This window comes from Celeribacter ethanolicus (assembly GCF_002407265.1).
Lineage (GTDB): Bacteria > Pseudomonadota > Alphaproteobacteria > Rhodobacterales > Rhodobacteraceae > Celeribacter > Celeribacter ethanolicus.
In genome coordinates this window covers 2,212,676-2,231,248 of the sequence record NZ_CP022196.1, presented here as the reverse complement: position 1 = coordinate 2,231,248, position 18,573 = coordinate 2,212,676, and the positions used below count along the sequence as shown (strand labels likewise).

The following is an 18,573-nucleotide window of genomic DNA, read 5'->3' as shown; positions in this document are numbered from 1 at the left end:
AATGTCGAATGCATTGTTATTATCTTACGCACTGCGTGGCAATGAGGATTTTGCGTCTGCGGCATGTCCCGAAAGATTGGAGAAAGTAGAGTTTTAAAGCTGCTTATTTCCTAATCAATCAAATTTTTATCCCAATAATTGAGTTATTGTCGGGATATTCTCCCATTCCGTCAGTCCCGCTGACACAAAATCCGAAGCACCTTGCATCGAATCTCGGTCACTCTGGGACAAACGCAACCGGAGTGCTGCACCATGATCGAAACCCCGTATCTTCTTTTCCTCGGCGACGCCCCTGACCAACTGGCCGCGAAAGTGGCGCAAGGAATCAAGGATTGGCGCCCCGAATTCGCCCTCGGCCAGTTCCGTATGGAGGGCTGCAAGGCCGATATGAAACTGCCGGATATGGACCTCAAGGCTGCCAAAGCCGCGGGTGCCAAGACCCTGGTGATCGGTGTCGCCAACCGTGGTGGTGTGATCAGTCAGGCGTGGAAAAAGGTTCTCATCGATGCGCTCGAAGAGGGGTTCGACATCGCTTCCGGCCTGCACAACCTGCTGCGGGACGAGGAAGATCTTGCCGCCGTGGCGAAAACCTTTGGTCGCAGCTTGCATGATGTGCGCATTCCCTCGGTGAAATATCCGATTGCCAACGGGATCAAGCGGACCGGCAAACGCTGCCTCGCGGTCGGCACCGATTGTTCCGTGGGCAAGATGTACACGGCTCTGGCGATGGACAAATCCATGCGCGACAAGGGCATGAAATCGACCTTCCGCGCCACCGGCCAGACCGGCATCCTGATCACCGGCGACGGTGTGCCGCTCGATGCCGTGATCGCGGATTTCATGGCGGGCTCCATCGAATATCTCACCCCGGACAACGATGCGGATCACTGGGACCTCATCGAAGGTCAGGGCAGCCTGTTCCACGTGTCTTATTCCGGCGTGACCATGGCGCTGGTGCATGGCGGTCAGCCGGATGCGCTGGTCCTGTGCCATGAGCCGACCCGCGAGCATATGCGCGGTTTGCCGGGATTTGCCCTTCCGTCGCTCGAAGCGTTGCGTGACACCGCTCTGAATTTGGCGAAAGTCGCGAACCCGGACTGTAAGGTGGTTGGCATCTCGATCAACACCCAGCACCTGTCCGATGACGAGGCGCTGGCCTATCTCGCCAAGGTCGAAGAAGACATGGGTCTGCCGACGGTCGATCCGTTCCGTCAGGGTGCCGGCCGTCTGGCCGATGCGCTTGCCGCGTTGTAAGACGCAGAAGACAAGACAGGCAAGACCAGCGGAATTCGGAGGGCCTCATGACCAAGCTGACCGTCACGCAAGAGAACTTTCGTCTCGCGGAAGTGTTCACCATTTCCCGCGGATCGCGCACGGAGGCCAAGGTGGTCACGGTCCGCGCGACCGACGGGGTGCATGAGGGCTGGGGCGAATGCGTGCCCTATGCGCGCTATGGCGAAAGTCTCGACTCTGTGACGGCGCAGATCGAGGCCCTTCCCGAAGACATCAGGCGTGCGACGCTGCAGGAGGTGCTTGAACCGGGGGCCGCGCGCAATGCGGTCGACTGTGCGCTTTGGGATCTGGCGGCGAAGCAGGCGGGCAAGCGGGTTTGGGACATGCTGGACCTGCCCGCCCCGATCCCGATGGTCACGGCCTATACGCTGTCGCTTGCGTCTCCCGAAGAGATGCAGGCCTCTGCCGCCAAACATGCGCACCGGCCTTTGTTGAAAATCAAACTCGGCACGCCCGACGACATGGCGCGTTTGGAAGCCGTGCGTCGCGGCGCGCCGAAATCGGACATCATCGTCGATGCCAACGAGGGCTGGAGTGCCGAGGTCTATGCCGATCTCGCGCCGCATCTGGTGCGACTTGGCGTGAAGCTTGTGGAGCAACCCTTGCCTGCCGGGCAGGACGACATGTTGGCGGAGATTGAGAGGCCCCTTCCGGTCTGCGCCGACGAATCCTGTCACGACCGGGCGAGCCTGCCGGATCTCAAGGGCAAATACGATGTGATCAACATCAAGCTCGACAAGACCGGCGGGCTCACCGAGGCCTTGGAGCTGCGCAAGGCGGCCCGTGCCGAAGGCTATGGCATCATGGTCGGCTGCATGGTCGGCACCTCTCTGGCGATGGCGCCTGCCGTGATCGTGGCTCAGGGCGCGCGCGTGGTGGACCTTGACGGGCCTTTGCTTTTGGCGGAAGACCGTGCCGAGCCTTTGAAATACGACGCGGACGGGGTACACCCGCCGGCGCGCGCCCTCTGGGGCTGATGTCATTTAAGGAGAATGAAATGACCCGCACCGTCTATGTGAACGGCGAGTACCTGCCGGAAACCGAAGCCAAAGTGTCGATTTTCGACCGTGGGTTCCTGATGGGCGATGCCGTCTACGAGGTGACCTCGGTTCTGGATGGCAAGCTGATCGACTTCGAGGGGCACAAGAACCGCCTCGAACGCTCGCTGAAAGAGCTGGACATGACCGCGCCGGTCACGATGGACGAGCTTCTGGAAATTCACCGCAAGCTCGTTGAACTCAACGACATCGACGAAGGTGGCGTGTACTTGCAAATCTCCCGTGGCGCCGATGACGACCGGGCGTTCGAATACCCCGATCCGGAGAAGGTCAAACCGACGCTGGTGCTCTTCACCCAGAAGAAGAACCTGCGCAACTCCGCCTCCGCCGACAAAGGCTACAAGGTGATTTCCATCGAGGAAATGCGCTGGGCCCGTCGCGACATCAAGACCGTGCAACTCCTGGGTGCCTCGATGGCGAAAATGGCGGCGCACAAGGTTGGCTGCGATGACGCGTGGTTCGTTGAGGACGGCTATGTGACCGAGGGCAGCTCGAACAACGCCTATATTGTCAAGGACGGCAAGATCATCACCCGTCAGCTTTCGAACAAGCTTCTGGCCGGGATCACCCGTGCTGCCGTGCTGCGCTTTGCCGCCGAGGCGCAGATGCAGATCGAAGAACGTCTCTTCACCATCGAAGAAGCACAAGCTGCGGACGAGGCTTTCTCCACCTCCGCCACCGCCTTCGTTCAGCCGATCGTCGAGATCGACGGGGCAGCGCTGGGCGATGGCACGCCGGGTCCGGTGGCCAAACGTCTGCGCGAGATTTATCTCGAAGAGGCGATGAAACTCGCGGTGTAAACCGGGGTTTCATTCGGATTGAAAAGGCCCGCTCAGCGGGCCTTTTTTCGGTCAGTCGATCTTGCCGCTGATGCAGCCGTCCCGGCTGATGTCCTTGCGACCTTGCCTGTCACGCAGGCGGTCGACATCCTCGAACCTGGCGCAAAACCGATAGTCGCCGCCCGCCTGCGGCAGGTAGCGATAGCCTTCCTCCGGCAAGATTGCGTGCTCCGACAGATTGATGGAACAGGTCGTTGTATCCTCGAGCGTTGTGGGGAGGGAGGAACCGCCCTTGGCACGGGCGAGGCAGATCAATTGGCTCTGATAGGCGATCAGATCCCAATAGCGCTGGTCGTCGCGTCGTTCACTCCGGCCGGCTTCCGGCCCGCCGACGGCCAGGATGCCAGCCAGCAGAACGCCTGCGACAAGCAGTGTAAGCGCCAGTTGCGGCCAGCGCTCAGGCACCATCTTCGGCGTCCTTCATGGCACCCTGGAAATAACCGAATACGGTTCCGGCAACGGCGCCCACGAGCAGAAGCTTGAGAATGAATTCCAATGTCATATCCCCGTTCAAAAGCGCGTAGATTGCGCTCAGAACATCGCCCAGAAGCGCCAGGGATGAGAGAAACAGGGCGATGTAGCCGAACCATTTGCGCACGGCGGAGCGTTTGCGGCTCGGGTCTCGGGCGAGGCTGCGGATTTCCGTCCGTTGCATCAGCATGAACAGCGGGAAGAAGACGATGAGCGCCGAAATCGACCAGCGCATCGAGCGATTGCTCCATGAGGAGGTATCCATGTCCGACATCCAGCGTTCGATCAGGTCAAACCCGAGATCGACAATGTGCCATGCGGTCATGCCGAGCGCCACGAACATCAACGCGTAGAAAAACGCCTCTTTCGCGGAAACATAGGGGCGCGGGCGGGGGATCGGCGGGGTAAAGGAGCTTTCTGCCCATGTTGCGAGCGCATCCTCGACCTCGGTTCTGGCCCAGCCAGCCTCCGAGAGTGCCATCGTGATCTCGTCGCGGCTGCGGCCCGAAATCAGCGCTTCGCGGACGAATTGTGCGAGCTGATCGGCGGGCTTCATTTTTGCTTGTCCGTGCCGACATTCTCGGCAAAGGCCTTGGTGAACGCCTCCTGTTTGGCGGCATCTGCCTCCGTCTGGTTCCGGGCTTTCCAGTCCTCATAGGGCATGCCGTAGTACAATTCGCGCGCCTCGTCCTTGGTCATCTCGATGCCGCGGGCATTAGCCGCTTCCTGAACCCAGCGCGACAGGCAATTCCGACAGAAACCTGCGAGGTTCATCATGTCGATGTTCTGCACATCGGGACGTTTGGTCATGAGGTGATCGCGCAGCGTGCGAAACGCGGCGGCTTCGATCTCCACCATGGTTTTGTCGTCAATCTCCTGCATCGCTTACCCTTTCACGCGTTTGGCATAGGCCAGTTTATTCATATCCCGCACATCGACGGACAGGCTGCCGACCGTCGGCAGGACCTGATCCATCGCTTGCAACACGATATCCGACAAGCGCGCCTTTGTCTCGTCATCGCGACCTTCGAGCAGATAGAGCGTTGCATGGGCAAAGGTCGCGGGCTCCGTGCCGATCTTGAAGAACGGTTGCGGCCGTGCGCGGACCTTGAGCGCCGGGGCGTTGATTTCCACGTCTAAAATCAGGGTTTCAAATACGGTTTCGCAAAGCTGCGACATGTTGTGGCTCTGCTCTAAACCTTCGGCGAAGTCGATAACGACATGGGGCATGGTTACAATCCTGTCTCTGTCAGAGTGTCTTGAAGAATGGGGGCGAGGAGCGCGGCCCAATGGGCCTGGTGCGCCGCAGTTTCGATCAGATCGGAGCGGATTTCGATCAAAAGATTAAGCCGTCCGTGGTGCAGCGCATGGCGGTCTATGGCGTCGCCGGGCAGGTGGCCGTCATAGGGTTCATTGTCGCCGATGACCAAACGCTCGCCGATCTTTTCCGCCTCGGCCTGCAGCGTCTTGGAGGCTTCAAGAGCTGAGATGAACGGATCGGTAAAGCGCCGGTCATAGGCTGACAGAATGCCGACCTGCCAGGGGCGGCGCGGGCGGTTTTTCAGTTGCGGTGTGAAACTGTGCACCGCACAGATCACTACGTTATCACGGGTCTCGCAAAGCGCCTCATAGGCCGCGTGATAGGGGCGATGAAACAGCGCCAGCCGCCGCTCCACCTCCGCATCATCGGCGTGCCGGTTGCGCGGAATGAGCGTGCCGTCATAGAGCTTCATCACCAGTGTCGGATCGTCCTCGCCCCGGTTCGGGTCGATCACCAGGCGGGAAAAATCCGTATGAATTATCGGACTGTCCAAGAGGTTCCCCAACTCCCGGCTTACTCCCAAGGCGCCGACATCATAGGCGATATGCCGTGCCATATCCTCCGGGCCGATGCCGAGATCGGGACCGATTTCCGGCGGCACCCGGTTCGTTGCATGGTCGCAGGTGATCAGCCAGCGCCCCGGTCTGTCGGGGCCGTCGATGCGAAATGGGGGATGATCGGTCATTTTTGCGTCACCTTTGCCTGTCACGACTGCAATACGCGCTTTGCGCAGGCAGGGCCAGTTGTGCCAGCGTCTTCTTTGCGTCATAGAGAAGGTGGCCCACCGCGAAACGTAAAAAGACCGAAAGGACATCAGGCCGTTATGAGACGCCTTCGGAATGTGAAAATCGTGGCCACACTGGGCCCGTCCTCCAATGATTACGACACCATCCGCGCGCTTTCCGAAGCGGGCGCCGATGTGTTCCGACTGAACATGAGCCATGGCGATCACGAGGAAATCCGTGCCCGCCACGCCATCATCCGCAAGATCGAGACCGATCTTGGCCGCCCCATCGCGATTCTCGCGGATTTGCAGGGACCGAAGCTGCGGGTCGGGAAATTTGCCCATGGCGCGCACGATCTCGAAGAAGGCGACAAGTTCCGCCTCGATCTCGACGATGCGCCGGGCAATGGCGACCGGGTGCAACTGCCGCATCCTGAAATTTTCGCCGCGTTGAAACCGGGCGCGACGCTTCTGGTCAACGACGGGAAAATCCGTCTCAAGGTCGAAGAGTGCGGCCCCGATTATGCCGATTGTGTCGTGACCGTGGGCGGTACGATTTCCAACCGCAAGGGCGTGAACGTGCCGGATGTGGTGCTGCCGCTGGCCGCGCTGTCGCCGAAGGACCGCAAGGATCTCGAATTCGTCTGCGAGCTGGGCGTCGACTGGGTCGCGCTGTCTTTCGTGCAGCGCCCGGAAGACATGCTGGAGGCCAAGGAGCTTGTGAAAGGCCGTGCCTCGGTGCTGGCGAAGATCGAAAAGCCCTCTGCCGTCGAAGCGTTCGAGAGCATTCTCGCCGTGTCCGACGGGATCATGGTGGCCCGTGGCGATTTGGGCGTCGAACTGCCGGTGCAGGCCGTTCCGCCGATCCAGAAACGCCTGACGCGCCGGTGTCGTGCAGCGGCCAAGCCGGTGATCGTGGCGACGCAGATGCTCGAAAGCATGATCGAAAGCCCGATGCCGACCCGCGCCGAAGTGTCCGACGTGGCAACCGCCATCTATGAGGGCGCCGATGCGATCATGTTGTCGGCTGAATCTGCGGCGGGCAATTACCCGGTTGAGGCGGTCACGACGATGAACAACGTCGCCATGTCGGTGGAAAACGATCCGGTGTATCGCGATGTGCTCGACGCCTCGCGGGCGGGGATCAAGAAACAGACGGTTGCGGACGCCATCGTGTCCGCGGCGCGCGAGATCGCCGAGACCACCGACGTGAAAGCCATCGTGTGCTACTCCGAGAGCGGCACCACCGCGGCGCTGACCGCGCGTGAACGTCCGCATGTGCCGATCATTGCCATGACGTCGCGCCGCAACACCGCGCGCAAGCTCTGCCTCTACTGGGGCATGCATTGCGTGATGACCGGTGAGGTCGAGCGCTTCAAGATGGCCGTGGTCAATGCGGCGCGGGCTGCGCGGACTTCGGGTTTTGCGACCGAGGCCGACAAGATCGTCGTGGTCGCGGGTATTCCGTTCAACCATGCTGGTTCGACCAACATTCTGCGGGTCGCGCCGTGTGAAGAGCGTCTGATCTTCAACACCGACCCGGAATAACCGGGGAACAGGGCCGCGATGGATACCGATCTTTTCCTCGTGTTGGGATCGCTTCTATGCTGTCTGGCCCTGACCTCGGCGGCCAGCGCCTTTTCCGAAAGCCGTCGCCCCCGCACCGCCATCTGGCTTGTGCTGATCGGGGGCGGCATGGTGCTTTCGGCTTTGCTCTTGCGTCCCGGGGGATACGCGTTTGCGGAGTTCCCCGAGGCCCTGATCCGGGTTCTCGGCAGATTTTTCTGAGAAACCGCACGCGCAAGGCTTGCAAATACAAGGGATCGGCTGTACTGGCAGCCGCTCATGGGACGCGTCCGGCGGTATGGCATGCCGAGTCGCGTTGAAAACCACCCCATAAAGGAGATGGAAATGCCTAAGATGAAGACGAAGTCGAGCGCGAAGAAGCGCTTCAAAATGACCGCCACCGGCAAGGTCAAAGCGGGTCAGGCCGGCAAACGCCATGGCATGATCAAACGCACCACCAAGTTCATCCGTGACGCTCGTGGCACCACGACGCTCTCCGCGCCCGACGCGAAGATCGTCAAAGGCTACATGCCGTACAACCGCTAATCAGGAGTAGAGACACATGTCCCGCACCAAAGGTGGTACCGTTACCCACGCCCGTCACAAAAAAGTTCTGAAGGCCGCCAAAGGTTACTACGGCGCCCGTTCCCGGAACTTCCGCACCGCGACCCAGGCCGTCGACAAGGCCAACCAGTACGCGACCCGCGACCGTAAAGCCCGCAAGCGCAACTTCCGCGCTCTGTGGATCCAGCGGATCAACGCCGCCGTGCGTTCGCATGACGAAGCGCTGACCTACTCCAAATTCATCAACGGCCTGTCGCTGGCTGGCATCGAAGTTGACCGTAAGGTTCTCTCCGATCTCGCCATCAACGAGCCGGAAGCATTTGGTGCCATCGTCGAAAAGGCGAAGGCCGCGCTCGCGTAAGCTCTCTACGCCTCTTTAGTGGGCGCAATGTCCGAGTCGAAAATCGTTCACGATTTTCTCGCCATTGCTTGGAAGAGACCATACATTTTTGAAGCCGCGGACCTCATGGGGTCTCGCGGCTTCTTGTCTTTTGGGTCTCCCGTGGTATCGAGGCGGGGACCAATGAATACGAGGGGTTCAGATGGACGATCTGAAGAACAAATACCTCACCGCGATCTTGCAGGCGGGGGACGAGGCGACGCTTGAGGACATCCGTCTTCAGGCGGTCGGCAAAAAAGGCGAAGTGGCACTCAAAATGCGCGAACTGGGCAAGATGAGCCCGGAAGAGCGTCAGGTCATGGGGCCGCAACTCAACGCCCTCAAGGACGAGATCAATTCCGCTCTGGCCGCCAAGAAGGTCGCGCTGGAAGACGCTGCTCTGGACGCGCGTCTGGCCGAGGAATGGCTCGACGTCACCCTGCCGGGGCGTCAGCGTCCGCAAGGGACCATTCACCCGATCTCGCGTGTGTCTGAGGAAATCTACGCGATCTTCGCCGATCTCGGTTTCGCCGTCGCCGAAGGCCCGCAGATCGAGGACGATTTCCACAACTTCGACGCGCTCAACATCGCGCCGAACCACCCGGCGCGCCAGGAGCATGACACTTTCTACATGCACCGCGCCGAGGGCGACGAGCGTGCGCCGAACGTGCTGCGCACCCATACGTCGCCGGTGCAAATCCGCTCGATGATTGACCAAGGCGCGCCGATCCGCATCATCGCGCCGGGCCGTGTCTATCGCTCCGACTACGACCAGACCCACACGCCGATGTTCCACCAGGTCGAAGGCATGGCCATCGACAAGGACATCTCCATGGCGAACCTGAAATGGGTGCTCGAAGAGTTCTACACCGCGTTTTTCGGCACCAAGGTGAAAACCCGCTTCCGCGCCTCGCACTTCCCCTTCACGGAACCCTCCGCCGAGGTCGACGTGCAGTGCAAATGGGAAAACGGCACCGTGACCGTGGGCGAGGGCGACGACTGGCTCGAAGTCCTCGGCTCCGGCATGATGCACCCCAAAGTCCTGACCGCCGGCGGCATCGACCCGAAGGAGTGGCAAGGCTTTGCCTTCGGAATGGGGATCGACCGTCTGGCGATGCTGAAATACGGCATCCCGGATTTGCGGGCGTTCTTTGACTCGGACCTGCGCTGGCTGCGTCACTATGGGTTTAGCGCTCTGGGCACGCCGACGCTGGCGGGGGGGATTCACGGGTAATGGCAAGCGAAACAATCACGGCATGTGAAAACATCTGCCGCGATTTTTCGTGGTTGGGTAGTATCTCCGACTGGATGCCATTGTTCACATCGATTGTGATCGCATTCGGTGGTTTCTCACTCTACCGTTTCCAGAAGCAAGTAGATCGTTCTGAACGCCTACACGAAGAAAAGCGCAAAGTTTACGTCGATTTCCTCGCCGTGCACTTGGAATATGTAGTCGAAAGACAAATTACCGAGGGCGATCATACAGAAAGAAAGGTTTTCACTGAGTTGATCAGTTTAGCCACGCTCTTAGGTATGTATGCGCCAGATGAGATAACGGCTATGGCGCATAAATTAGTGAGGGAAACAACTTCCGCGACTGATGCCCAAGATCAGGAGAGTAAACCCAATCTACGAAGCGCTTTGATCAAGGAAATGAAAGCAGATTTGCTTAAATGATCAATTTCGCGGGGTGTCAGCCCCGCGTCACGCCCGACCCGCCCCATGGGCGGGCGTGAACGCCCACCCCGGGTCGCGCGCGCCGCTCGTCCCTGCAAAGATTAACTTCTCCCATAAGGAGACCCGAAGATGAAATTCACACTCTCCTGGCTCAAAGAGCATCTGGAAACCGAGGCCTCCCTCGATGACATCCTTTACGCGCTGACCGATCTCGGGCTTGAGGTCGAAGGCGTCGAGAACCCGGCGGACAAGCTCAAGGGCTTTAAGCTGGTGAAGGTCAAAGAGGCCGAGAAACACCCCGACGCCGACAAGTTGCGGGTCTGTCAGGTCGAGACCGACGAGGGCATGACCCAGATCGTCTGTGGCGCGCCCAATGCCCGTGCGGGGATCACCGCCGTTTTGGCGAAACCCGGCATGTATATCCCCGGCCTCGACATCACCATTTCCGTCGGCAAAATCCGCGGCGTCGAGAGCCATGGCATGATGGCGTCTGAGCGCGAGCTGGAGCTGTCGGACGAGCACAATGGCATCATCGAGCTGGAAGATGGCGAGATTGGTATGGAGTTCGCCGACTGGCTGGCGAAACATCAGCCGTCCAAGGTCGATCCGGTGATTGAAATCGCCATCACCCCGAACCGCCCCGATGCGTTGGGTGTCCACGGCATCGCCCGCGACCTCGCGGCGCGGGGTCTTGGCACGTTGAAACCGCTCAAGGTGGAAACGGTCGAGGCGAAATTCCCGAACCCGATCTCGGTGGAGATCACCGAGGCCGCGAAAGACGGGTGTCATGTGTTTGGCGGGCGTCTGATCAAAGGCGTCAAAAACGGCCCCTCGCCGAAATGGTTGCAGGATCGCCTGCTGGCCATCGGTCTGCGCCCGATCTCCATTCTGGTCGATGTCACCAACTTCTTCACCTACGACCGCAACCGCCCGCTGCACGTCTTCGACGCGGCGACGGTGAAAGACGGTCTGGTGATCGACCGCGCGAAAGGCGGCGAAGAGTTGCTGGCGCTTGACGAGAAGACCTACAAGATGCCGGAAGGCGCGATGTGCATCTTCTCCGGGGGCAAGGTCGAGAGCATCGGCGGCATCATGGGCGGCGAAGAGACCGGCTGTTCGGATGAGACCACGGATGTGTTTGTCGAGGCGGCGTTCTGGAACCATCTCGACATCGCCAAAGGCGGCCGTGCGCTCAAGATCAACTCCGATGCCCGTTATCGCAACGAACGCGGCATCGACCCGGCCTACAACATGCAGGCGCTGGACGATGCGACGGCGATGATCCTTGAACTCTGCGGTGGTGAGGCCTCTGAGGTTGTGATCGCAGGCGAAGTGCCGGACGTGTCGCGGAGCTACAAGCTCGACACCGATCGGGTGCAATCGCTGGTCGGCATGGACATCCCGGCGGAACGTCAGGTGGCGATCCTCGAGTCCTTGGGCTTCGTGATGGACGGCGACATGGCAAGCGTGCCGAGCTGGCGTCCCGACGTGCTGGGCGAGGCCGATCTGGTCGAAGAGGTCGCCCGTGTTGAAAGCCTGACGCATTTGGAGCCGAAGCCGATGACACGCCCCTCCGGCGTGGCCAAGCAAATCCTGACCCCGATGCAGGTGCGCGAAAGTGCTGCGCGCCATCAGGCGGCGGGCCTCGGGTTCAACGAATGCGTGACCTACAGCTTCATCGACCAGAAATCTGCGGAACTCTTCGGTGGAGGCTCCGATGCCGTACGTCTTGAAAACCCGATCAGTTCCGAGATGAGCCACATGCGCCCGGACCTTTTGCCCGGCCTTCTGGCGGCGGCCACGCGCAACCAGGCGCGGGGTTTTGCGGATCTGAACCTGTTCGAATGCGGTCCTGCCTTCTTCGGTGGTGAGCCGGGCGAGCAGCGTGCGCAAATCTCTGGTCTGCGTGTCGGGGCAACGGGGGCGAAAGACGTGCATGGCGAACGCCGCAGCTACGATCTTTATGACGCGAAAGCCGATGCCGAGGCCGTTTTGGCCGCCATCGGCGCGCCCGCAAAAGCGCAAATCCTGCGCGACACCTCGCCGTGGTTCCATCCGGGCCGCTCGGGGAAAATCTGCCTCGGGCCGAAAAAGGTTCTGGCCGAGTTCGGCGAGCTGCACCCGAAGGTCTTGAAAGAGATGGGCGTCAAAGGCACCGCCGTGGCCTTTACCGTCCACCTCGAAGAAGCCCCGATGCCGCGCGGCAATAAAATCGCACGGTCGGCGTTTTTCACCAATGATCTGCAAGCGGTCGAACGCGACTTTGCCTTTGTCGTCGACAAGGGCGTCAACGCGCTTGATCTGGTGAACGCAGCCGGGGGCGCCGACAAGGCGCTGATCGAAGAGGTGCGCGTCTTTGACGAGTTCATCGGCGGCTCTCTGGGCGAGGACAAGAAATCTCTGGCAATCACCGTGCGCATCCAGCCGACGGGCGGTACGCTCAAGGAAAAAGACCTCGAAGAGCTTTCGGCGAAGATCATTGCCAAGGTCGAAAAAGCCACCGGTGGTACGCTGCGCGGCTGAGGCGCAAGCCACGTGAACGGAAAAGAAACGGCGCCTTACGGGGCGCCGTTTTTCAATGGGATGATGATATAGGGCACATCGCGGGTCACATCGGGGTCTTCGAACCGATAGGGCAGGGTGGCTGTGTATGCCTTTGAGGGGCCCTGAAGTCGGGACGCAGGCACGCTGTAATTCTGCAGAAGCGTTTCGACGCGTGTGAGGTCAGCAGTTTCGACTAAAACAAAGCAGCGCACACTTTCAGGGATGAGGTGTATGGTGGCCGTTGATGGCGTGAACCAATTGGGGTGATAGTACCGTAAATTGCCGAGGTAATAGTAACCGGGGGCATCGATGGCGATTGGACCATCGGGGCAGGCGTCTTCGATGTGATCGGCAAGGACCTCAACCATGAGTGAATCGGACCCCGCGCCGCGCAGCCGAATATCCGCCATGGCCGCAATCAGGATCAGGGGGAGGACCGCGCAAAACCGCAAAAGGTTGCGCCCGGCGCGCGCGGAAAGGGCAGTGCCTATCCAAAGCATCAAACCGGTCGATAGTGGGATAAGCGCGGGCAACAGCCATCGCGCTTGCACATCGCTGCTGCCAGAGGCAATCACGCCGATCAGGGAGATTACCAACCCAAGTGCGCCCGCTCGGATCAGCCAAAGGCCGATGCCTTGATCTTCCGCCACGCGTCTCAACGCTTTGCGGCTGGGGAGCCATGCAACGAGAAGAGACAGAAGGGTCAGAAGTATGGCGACGAGGCTTTGGATGAAAAACTCGACGACCCCTTGTTGGCGCGGCGACAGTGAAGATCCGCTTGAGGTGTGATAGAATTTTTGGGTCGAAGACAGAGCCTGATCCATATGGGTCGCGATCCATCCATAGGGGATGGCGACGAAAGCTGCAGCAATCGCGAGACTGATCAGAAGCTCACGGCGCCAGAGTGTCCTGCGAAGGTCCTTGTGCCAATACGCGGTGAGGAACAAGGTTAGAGGGAAAAGCCAGTAATTGTATTTCGAAAGGCCGCCCAGCGCGAGACAAAGCCCCAGCGCGATCCAGTTTCCAAAATCGGGAGCTCGCCACTGACGAAGCAGGATGTAAAGCGTCCACGCCATCGCAGCATACATTGCAATCGAGTGCGACCCGGCTCGTTGCCCTTCAAAGGAAAGGTTTGGCAAAAGCAACAGCCCCATCGTGCCTAGTAGCGATAGGCGGATGGGAAGCTTTTGACGCAGGCCGAGATAGGCGCCGGCATAGGTCAGGCAGAGCAAAAAGTTCTTGGTGACGGTCAGCGCAAATGTGTTGAACCCGAACAGTTTGAATGCCGCAGTCTGAAACCAGTTATAGAGCGGCAGCTGAGGTCCGTATCCGAGGCGAAAATCCCGCGCCATTGCGATCATTTCGGCCTCATCAACCTCAAATGATCCTCCCAAAAAGGTGCGCAACAGCGTTTGGATCGTAAAATAGGCAACGACAACGCCAAGGAAGATGCGATCTGCTTTTCTACTCGACATGGGATGCGGCGTGCTGACCATTTTCAGCCCCTATTTGATGCGTCCGAAACGGAAGTAGACGGGCAAGGTCGCATCGCTGTGATGTGCCGGAAGGATAAGGCTCTGCCGCGGCTCAAAGGTTGCAGTGTCGGCGCCGATCCAATCAACCGATTTTGCACGCGCGATCAGGTCTTCGTCATAGCGACTTAGGACCAGAACATGCGGCACTTCGCGGTCGCTCATCGAGGTTGGAAGAGTTGAGGAGATGTCCCAGTCAGGGCGAAGTAGCGAGAGGTTTCCACCAAGGTAAAAACCGCTCACAATCACCGTGTCCGAAGGCAGATCCAAAGCCTCGATGGCTTGAGCAAGCCCTTCAAAGTCGTAATCGCGGCGCGCACCGTCTTTGAAGCGGTCGTGGGCAAGTCCCGCGAAAATGCCAAGCGCCAAAAGCGCCGTTGCACCGCAAAACGCGACAGTTCCTTTCCGGCTGATGCGTTTCGTGAGCAGGAGGAATATCGCGATGACGAGAGGCATGACGATGGGTAGCAACCACCGCGTCGTGACTTTCCCGGCACCGGAACCCCAAACGATGATGAGGCCAATGATCATGCTAAAGATCGCCATACGGGTCAGCAGTGCGGGGAGCCATGGGGCGGAAATTTCGCCGCGTGGTGCCTTGCGTGACACAAGGTGCATCCCCCCCGCAACGATCATGGGCAAAAGCAAAAGCGCGACCAGGCCTCCGAGATATTCGATAACCCCCTCAGGGAGGAGGGCGGTTTGCACCTCATCAAGCTCAAACTTATGCGCAGACGCCATGGCAAGCTCGGCGTTGGATTGCATCCAAAGATAGGGGCCAACACAAAAAGCCGCCGCGATCACAGGGACAATCAATGCGTGTGGGCTGCGCAGAAGACGCCTTGGTTCGGGCATAGTTAATGCGACCAAAATGAAGGCTGCCGGGACGACCCAATAATTGTATTTGGAAATGCCGCCCAACCCCATGACGATACCAAGCAAGACCCAATCGCGCGACCGGCCGGTCCGCATCACCCAAAGAAACGCTGCAAATGTGCCGGAGATGGCGGCAAGCATGGCATTGGAATGCGTGGTGATCCGCTCTGCTTCCCATGAGATATCCGGGATCAGGAAGAGCGACAGTGTGGCGATGGCGGCGTGTTTTGCCGAAAGCCAAGCTCTCAGGCCCACAAAAAGCAAAGCAAAGGTTGCCCAAAGGAACGCATGTTTGAGCAATGTGATGCCAAACAGACCTTTGCCGAAAACGCCAAAGACGAGGACTTGAACCCAGTTGTAGAACGGAAGTTGCGGACCGTAGCCCCATTGCAGGCCTGGCGTCATCATAAGCATCTCGCCGTCATCCGCCTCAAGCCCGCCGCCCATAATCATGCGCTGAACGATTTGCAGTAGATAGTAGAGCGTGATTGCGAGGAAAAAGTAGCGCGTGATGCGGGCGCCTTGTGCAGCCTCATATGCGCCGGATTGATCGGAAATCGCCTGTGTCATCGTATGTTCAGCCAGAGAATAATGTTTTCATCATGCTATCCGGTGACACAGGCAGGGTCCATGCCTTACTCCGGGCGCGGCGGAATGTTGTTGGCCTTGGCCACCGCAGGACGCGCATAGAAGCGCTCGACATAGGCCGGTACGTTTTTCAGATCGTGATAGCCCACAACCTCTTTCGCGCCATAGAATTCCAGCACGTTGATCCAGGGTGCGATGGCCATATCGGCGATGGAGTAGTCGCCCATGATCCAGTCGCGGCCTTCGAGGCGCTGTTCGAGGACGTTCAAAATCCGTTTGGCCTCGTTGATATAGCGATCACGTGCGGTCGGGTCTTCCATCGCGGCGCCTGCGAATTTGTAGAAGAACCCGAGCTGGCCAAACATCGGCCCGACGCCGCCCATTTGGAACATCAGCCATTGGATCGTCTCATAGCGGGTCTTCGGGTCTTTCGAGAGGAATTTTCCGGTTTTTTCGGCGAGATAGATCAGGATCGCCCCGCTTTCGAACAACTCAATCTGTTCCCCGTCCGGCCCGTTCGGGTCGATGATCGCCGGGATCTTGTTGTTCGGGTTGAGCGCCAGAAACTCGGGGCTTTTCACATCCGCATCGGCGAGGGTCACGAGATGCGCTTCATAGTCGATGCCCATTTCTTCGAGCGCGGCGGAGACCTTGACGCCATTCGGTGTCGGAAAGGAATAGAGCTGAAGCTTTTCGGGGTGTCGGGCGGGCCAGCGCGCAGTGATCGGGTGAGTGAGAGTTGCCATAAGTTTTCCCTGATGCGTTCGAATTGACACATAACCTATGGCGTCCGGCCCGGAAAAAAACCATTCCGCATGTGCGGCATTGTGCTATGCAATGTGCAGCGCCGCGCCCAAAGCATGCGGCCTTGTGTGGGACAGAAGTGGAACTTCGAAATGCTTAAAGAATTCAAGGCGTTTATCGCCAAGGGCAATGTCATGGACATGGCCGTCGGGATCATTGTCGGTGCGGCCTTCACCGCCATCGTGAAATCCATGGTCGACGATCTGATCAATCCGATCATCGGGGTCTTCACCGGCGGGCTCGATTTCACGAACCGCTATGTGGTGATTTCCGGCGAGGTCGCGCCGGGTATGTCGCTGGAGGCCGCACGCGAAGCGGGGGCTGCGATCTTTGCCTATGGCTCTTTCATCATGGCCGTGATCAACTTCCTGATCATCGCCGTCGTGGTCTTTCTGCTGGTCAAGTTCGTGAACAAGGTGAAGGATTCCGCCGTCAAGGAAGAAGAGGCTGCGCCCGAGGCACCGAAGGGGCCGTCCGAACTCGACGTGCTGCTCGAAATTCGCGACTCTTTGAAGAAATAAGTCCGCGACGACCGAATGCCGAATGGAGAAAGGCCCGCATCCGGGAGGGTGCGGGCCTTTTCCGCGGTGTGCTGCACCGCAAGGGACACATATCCATGATACGTGGTCTCGCATGTCTTCCGTCGCTCTTGTCGTAAGAAAACAATCGTGGGAGATTGTTGCATCCTGATGGATTGAAGCGGGAGAAAGCTGCGCGATGATCAGACTTGACGACACCGACCGCCGGATTTTGCGGATCTTGCAGCGACGCGGGCGGATTTCCAATGCCGATCTGGCGCAGGAGGCCAATGTGTCGAGCTCGGCCTGTCACCGGCGGGTGCAGCGGCTGGAGGCGGAGGGGATCATCCGCGATTATGTGGCGCTTCTCGATCCGCGTCATCTCGACCGCCGGGCGACCGTGTTTGTCGAAGTGACCCTGACCAGCCAGGCAGATGACATTCTGGCCGCCTTCGAGAAAGCCGTGCGCAACATGCCGGACGTGCTGGAGTGTCACCTCATGGCGGGCAAGGCGGATTATATCCTCAAGGTGGTGGCCGCCGACACCGATCATTTCGCCGAAGTGCATCGCCAGCTCGTGCGTTTGCCGGGGGTGCAGACCATGCAATCCTCTTTTGCCATGCGCACCGTCTTCAAAACGACGGCCCTCCCGGTCTGAGAATGCAGCCGCAGGATCACGATTTGGCGAAATCGTCTGCCCTATGGTAAGCCTGTCGGACGCCGCGTTTGGGAGGAGGCGGCCAGGATGCGCACAAACCACGCTGAACACATCATTTCCACCGTCGAATCGGGCTCCGTCGGCACGCGTCTGACGGCCAGTTGGCGGCGGTCTTTGCAAAAGCACGGGCTGGATCCGAGCCGCGATCCCGGGCCGCGCCGTTTCTCTGACGCGGAGATCGCGGAGCGCCGGGCCCGTCTCGAGGGCTTCATGGGCCTCGCCGCACCCAAGCTCGATCAGCTCTTTCAGATGGTCGGAAACACCGGCTGTTCCGTTTTGATGACGGATCGCGACGGGGTGGTGCTCGATCAGCGTTCGAAGGATGCCGATGCGGAGACGTTCAGAGCCTGGGGGCTCTGGACCGGGGCGGATTGGTCGGAGGAGGCCGAGGGCACCAACGGCATCGGCACCTGTATCACCGAGGCCCGTGCGCTGACGATCCATCGTGGCGAACATTTCATGAGCCGCAACACGGTGATGTCCTGCATGGATGCGCCGATCTTCGGCCCCGATGGCGAATTGATCGCGGCGCTCGACGTGTCGTCCTGTCGCGCCGATCAGACCGAAGCCTATGCGCGCCTGATCGCAGGCGTGGTGTCTCAGACCGCGAAGCAGATCGAAACCGAAGCCTTCCGTGCGGCATTCCCGAAAGCCCGCATCATCGCGGCTCCCGAGGAGCGCCCGGAAGGCGCCGTACTTCTGGCCGTCGATCAGGACGATCTGATCATCGGAGCAACCCGTGCGGCCCGGCGTGCCTATGGGCTGGGCTTCGGAAGCCAGATCGCGCCACGCCCGGCCTCAGATATTCTCGGTCGCGACGATTCCGCCTCCGCTCTGGAGCGGGCCGAGCGGGCGGCGCTCAAACGCGCGATTGCGCGGGCGGGCGGGAATCTCTCGGCGGCGGCGCGCGAGCTTGGGATCGGGCGGGCCACGCTCTATCGGCGGATGAACAGGCTCGGTCTAAATGATACGGGTGCAAACTGACCGGAACCTGTCTCAACCTGTCTCAGAGGTGAGACATTGCCGCGCTGCGGCGTCGGTTTCCGGGGATTGCGCCGCCCTTATGTGAGCGTTCACATTTCCTCCTATAGCGTGACGTGG

General features: G+C 59.7%; 21 protein-coding genes. 13 read left to right on the top strand and 8 right to left on the bottom strand.

Annotated features, from left to right (window positions below):
- The first annotated feature begins 252 nt into the window (after positions 1–252).
- The 3 genes from dgcN to CEW89_RS10910 are packed head-to-tail and all read left to right on the top strand — an operon-like array spanning position 253 to position 3,151.
- Complete coding sequence (dgcN, locus tag CEW89_RS10920; RefSeq protein ID WP_096805918.1) at positions 253–1,254, top strand: N-acetyltransferase DgcN; 1,002 nt, start codon at positions 253–255, stop codon at positions 1,252–1,254.
- A gap of 47 nt (positions 1,255–1,301) precedes the next feature.
- Positions 1,302–2,270 carry an N-acetyl-D-Glu racemase DgcA gene (gene dgcA, locus CEW89_RS10915; protein ID WP_096805917.1) on the top strand — a complete coding sequence of 323 codons (969 nt, stop codon included), beginning with the start codon at positions 1,302–1,304 and terminating at the stop codon, positions 2,268–2,270.
- A gap of 20 nt (positions 2,271–2,290) precedes the next feature.
- A complete protein-coding gene (locus CEW89_RS10910) occupies positions 2,291–3,151 on the top strand; it encodes a D-amino-acid transaminase (RefSeq protein WP_096805916.1) in 861 nt (286 codons plus the stop codon).
- 51 nt (positions 3,152–3,202) lie between these two features.
- Here CEW89_RS10910 and CEW89_RS10905 read toward each other — a convergent pair whose 3' ends face one another.
- The 5 genes from CEW89_RS10905 to CEW89_RS10885 are packed head-to-tail and all read right to left on the bottom strand — an operon-like array spanning position 3,203 to position 5,667.
- Positions 3,203–3,598, bottom strand: a complete 396-nt coding sequence (locus CEW89_RS10905; protein ID WP_066702584.1) for a hypothetical protein — start codon at positions 3,596–3,598, stop codon at positions 3,203–3,205.
- Positions 3,588–4,217, bottom strand: a complete 630-nt coding sequence (locus CEW89_RS10900; RefSeq protein ID WP_066702586.1) for a DUF5671 domain-containing protein — start codon at positions 4,215–4,217, stop codon at positions 3,588–3,590. Before CEW89_RS10900 ends, CEW89_RS10905 begins: the two co-directional genes overlap by 11 nt.
- The gene (locus CEW89_RS10895) at positions 4,214–4,543 is read right to left on the bottom strand and encodes a DUF1244 domain-containing protein (RefSeq protein ID WP_066702587.1); all 330 of its coding nucleotides are present in this window, start codon (positions 4,541–4,543) and stop codon (positions 4,214–4,216) included. Before CEW89_RS10895 ends, CEW89_RS10900 begins: the two co-directional genes overlap by 4 nt.
- Before the next feature lie 3 nt (positions 4,544–4,546).
- A complete protein-coding gene (locus CEW89_RS10890) occupies positions 4,547–4,891 on the bottom strand; it encodes a 5-carboxymethyl-2-hydroxymuconate Delta-isomerase (protein WP_066702588.1) in 345 nt (114 codons plus the stop codon).
- Between the two features lie 2 nt (positions 4,892–4,893).
- Positions 4,894–5,667, bottom strand: coding sequence for an N-formylglutamate amidohydrolase (locus CEW89_RS10885; protein ID WP_096805915.1), 774 nt, complete (start codon positions 5,665–5,667; stop codon positions 4,894–4,896).
- A 138-nt stretch (positions 5,668–5,805) separates the two neighbouring features.
- Between CEW89_RS10885 and pyk the strand changes: the two genes are divergently transcribed.
- The 7 genes from pyk to pheT all read left to right on the top strand — a co-directional run bounded on the left by pyk (position 5,806) and on the right by pheT (position 12,415).
- A complete protein-coding gene (gene pyk / locus CEW89_RS10880) occupies positions 5,806–7,254 on the top strand; it encodes a pyruvate kinase (RefSeq protein WP_066702596.1) in 1,449 nt (482 codons plus the stop codon).
- 18 nt (positions 7,255–7,272) lie between these two features.
- The gene (locus CEW89_RS10875; protein WP_066702599.1) at positions 7,273–7,494 is read left to right on the top strand and encodes a hypothetical protein; all 222 of its coding nucleotides are present in this window, start codon (positions 7,273–7,275) and stop codon (positions 7,492–7,494) included.
- Between the two features lie 123 nt (positions 7,495–7,617).
- Complete coding sequence (gene rpmI / locus CEW89_RS10870; protein WP_066702600.1) at positions 7,618–7,818, top strand: 50S ribosomal protein L35; 201 nt, start codon at positions 7,618–7,620, stop codon at positions 7,816–7,818.
- A 16-nt stretch (positions 7,819–7,834) separates the two neighbouring features.
- The gene (gene rplT / locus CEW89_RS10865; protein ID WP_066702601.1) at positions 7,835–8,197 is read left to right on the top strand and encodes a 50S ribosomal protein L20; all 363 of its coding nucleotides are present in this window, start codon (positions 7,835–7,837) and stop codon (positions 8,195–8,197) included.
- Positions 8,198–8,378: 181 nt separating this feature from the next.
- Entirely contained in the window at positions 8,379–9,449 is a 1,071-nt protein-coding gene (pheS, locus tag CEW89_RS10860) for a phenylalanine--tRNA ligase subunit alpha (RefSeq protein ID WP_096805914.1), read from the top strand.
- On the top strand, positions 9,449–9,892 hold the full coding sequence (locus CEW89_RS10855; RefSeq protein ID WP_096805913.1) for a hypothetical protein: 444 nt from the start codon (positions 9,449–9,451) through the stop codon (positions 9,890–9,892). The genes pheS and CEW89_RS10855 overlap by 1 nt, the downstream gene beginning before the upstream one ends.
- A gap of 129 nt (positions 9,893–10,021) precedes the next feature.
- Positions 10,022–12,415, top strand: a complete 2,394-nt coding sequence (gene pheT / locus CEW89_RS10850; RefSeq protein ID WP_096805912.1) for a phenylalanine--tRNA ligase subunit beta — start codon at positions 10,022–10,024, stop codon at positions 12,413–12,415.
- A gap of 35 nt (positions 12,416–12,450) precedes the next feature.
- Here pheT and CEW89_RS10845 read toward each other — a convergent pair whose 3' ends face one another.
- The 3 genes from CEW89_RS10845 to CEW89_RS10835 all read right to left on the bottom strand — a co-directional run bounded on the left by CEW89_RS10845 (position 12,451) and on the right by CEW89_RS10835 (position 16,178).
- Positions 12,451–13,932, bottom strand: a complete 1,482-nt coding sequence (locus tag CEW89_RS10845) for an ArnT family glycosyltransferase (RefSeq protein WP_096805911.1) — start codon at positions 13,930–13,932, stop codon at positions 12,451–12,453.
- 9 nt (positions 13,933–13,941) lie between these two features.
- Positions 13,942–15,414 carry an ArnT family glycosyltransferase gene (locus tag CEW89_RS10840; RefSeq protein WP_096805910.1) on the bottom strand — a complete coding sequence of 491 codons (1,473 nt, stop codon included), beginning with the start codon at positions 15,412–15,414 and terminating at the stop codon, positions 13,942–13,944.
- A 65-nt stretch (positions 15,415–15,479) separates the two neighbouring features.
- Positions 15,480–16,178: a glutathione S-transferase N-terminal domain-containing protein gene (locus tag CEW89_RS10835; RefSeq protein WP_096805909.1), complete on the bottom strand. Its 699-nt coding sequence runs from the start codon at positions 16,176–16,178 to the stop codon at positions 15,480–15,482.
- 150 nt (positions 16,179–16,328) lie between these two features.
- Here CEW89_RS10835 and mscL point away from each other — a divergent pair, with 150 nt between their 5' ends.
- The 3 genes from mscL (at position 16,329) to CEW89_RS10820 (ending at position 18,456) form a co-directional block, all read left to right on the top strand.
- Positions 16,329–16,757 (top strand): large conductance mechanosensitive channel protein MscL, encoded by a 429-nt coding sequence (gene mscL, locus CEW89_RS10830; RefSeq protein ID WP_066702620.1) that lies wholly within the window; start codon positions 16,329–16,331, stop codon positions 16,755–16,757.
- A gap of 199 nt (positions 16,758–16,956) precedes the next feature.
- Positions 16,957–17,412: an Lrp/AsnC family transcriptional regulator gene (locus tag CEW89_RS10825; RefSeq protein WP_066702967.1), complete on the top strand. Its 456-nt coding sequence runs from the start codon at positions 16,957–16,959 to the stop codon at positions 17,410–17,412.
- Positions 17,413–17,499: 87 nt separating this feature from the next.
- Positions 17,500–18,456, top strand: a complete 957-nt coding sequence (locus tag CEW89_RS10820; protein WP_066702623.1) for a GAF domain-containing protein — start codon at positions 17,500–17,502, stop codon at positions 18,454–18,456.
- The last annotated feature ends 117 nt before the right edge of the window (positions 18,457–18,573 follow it).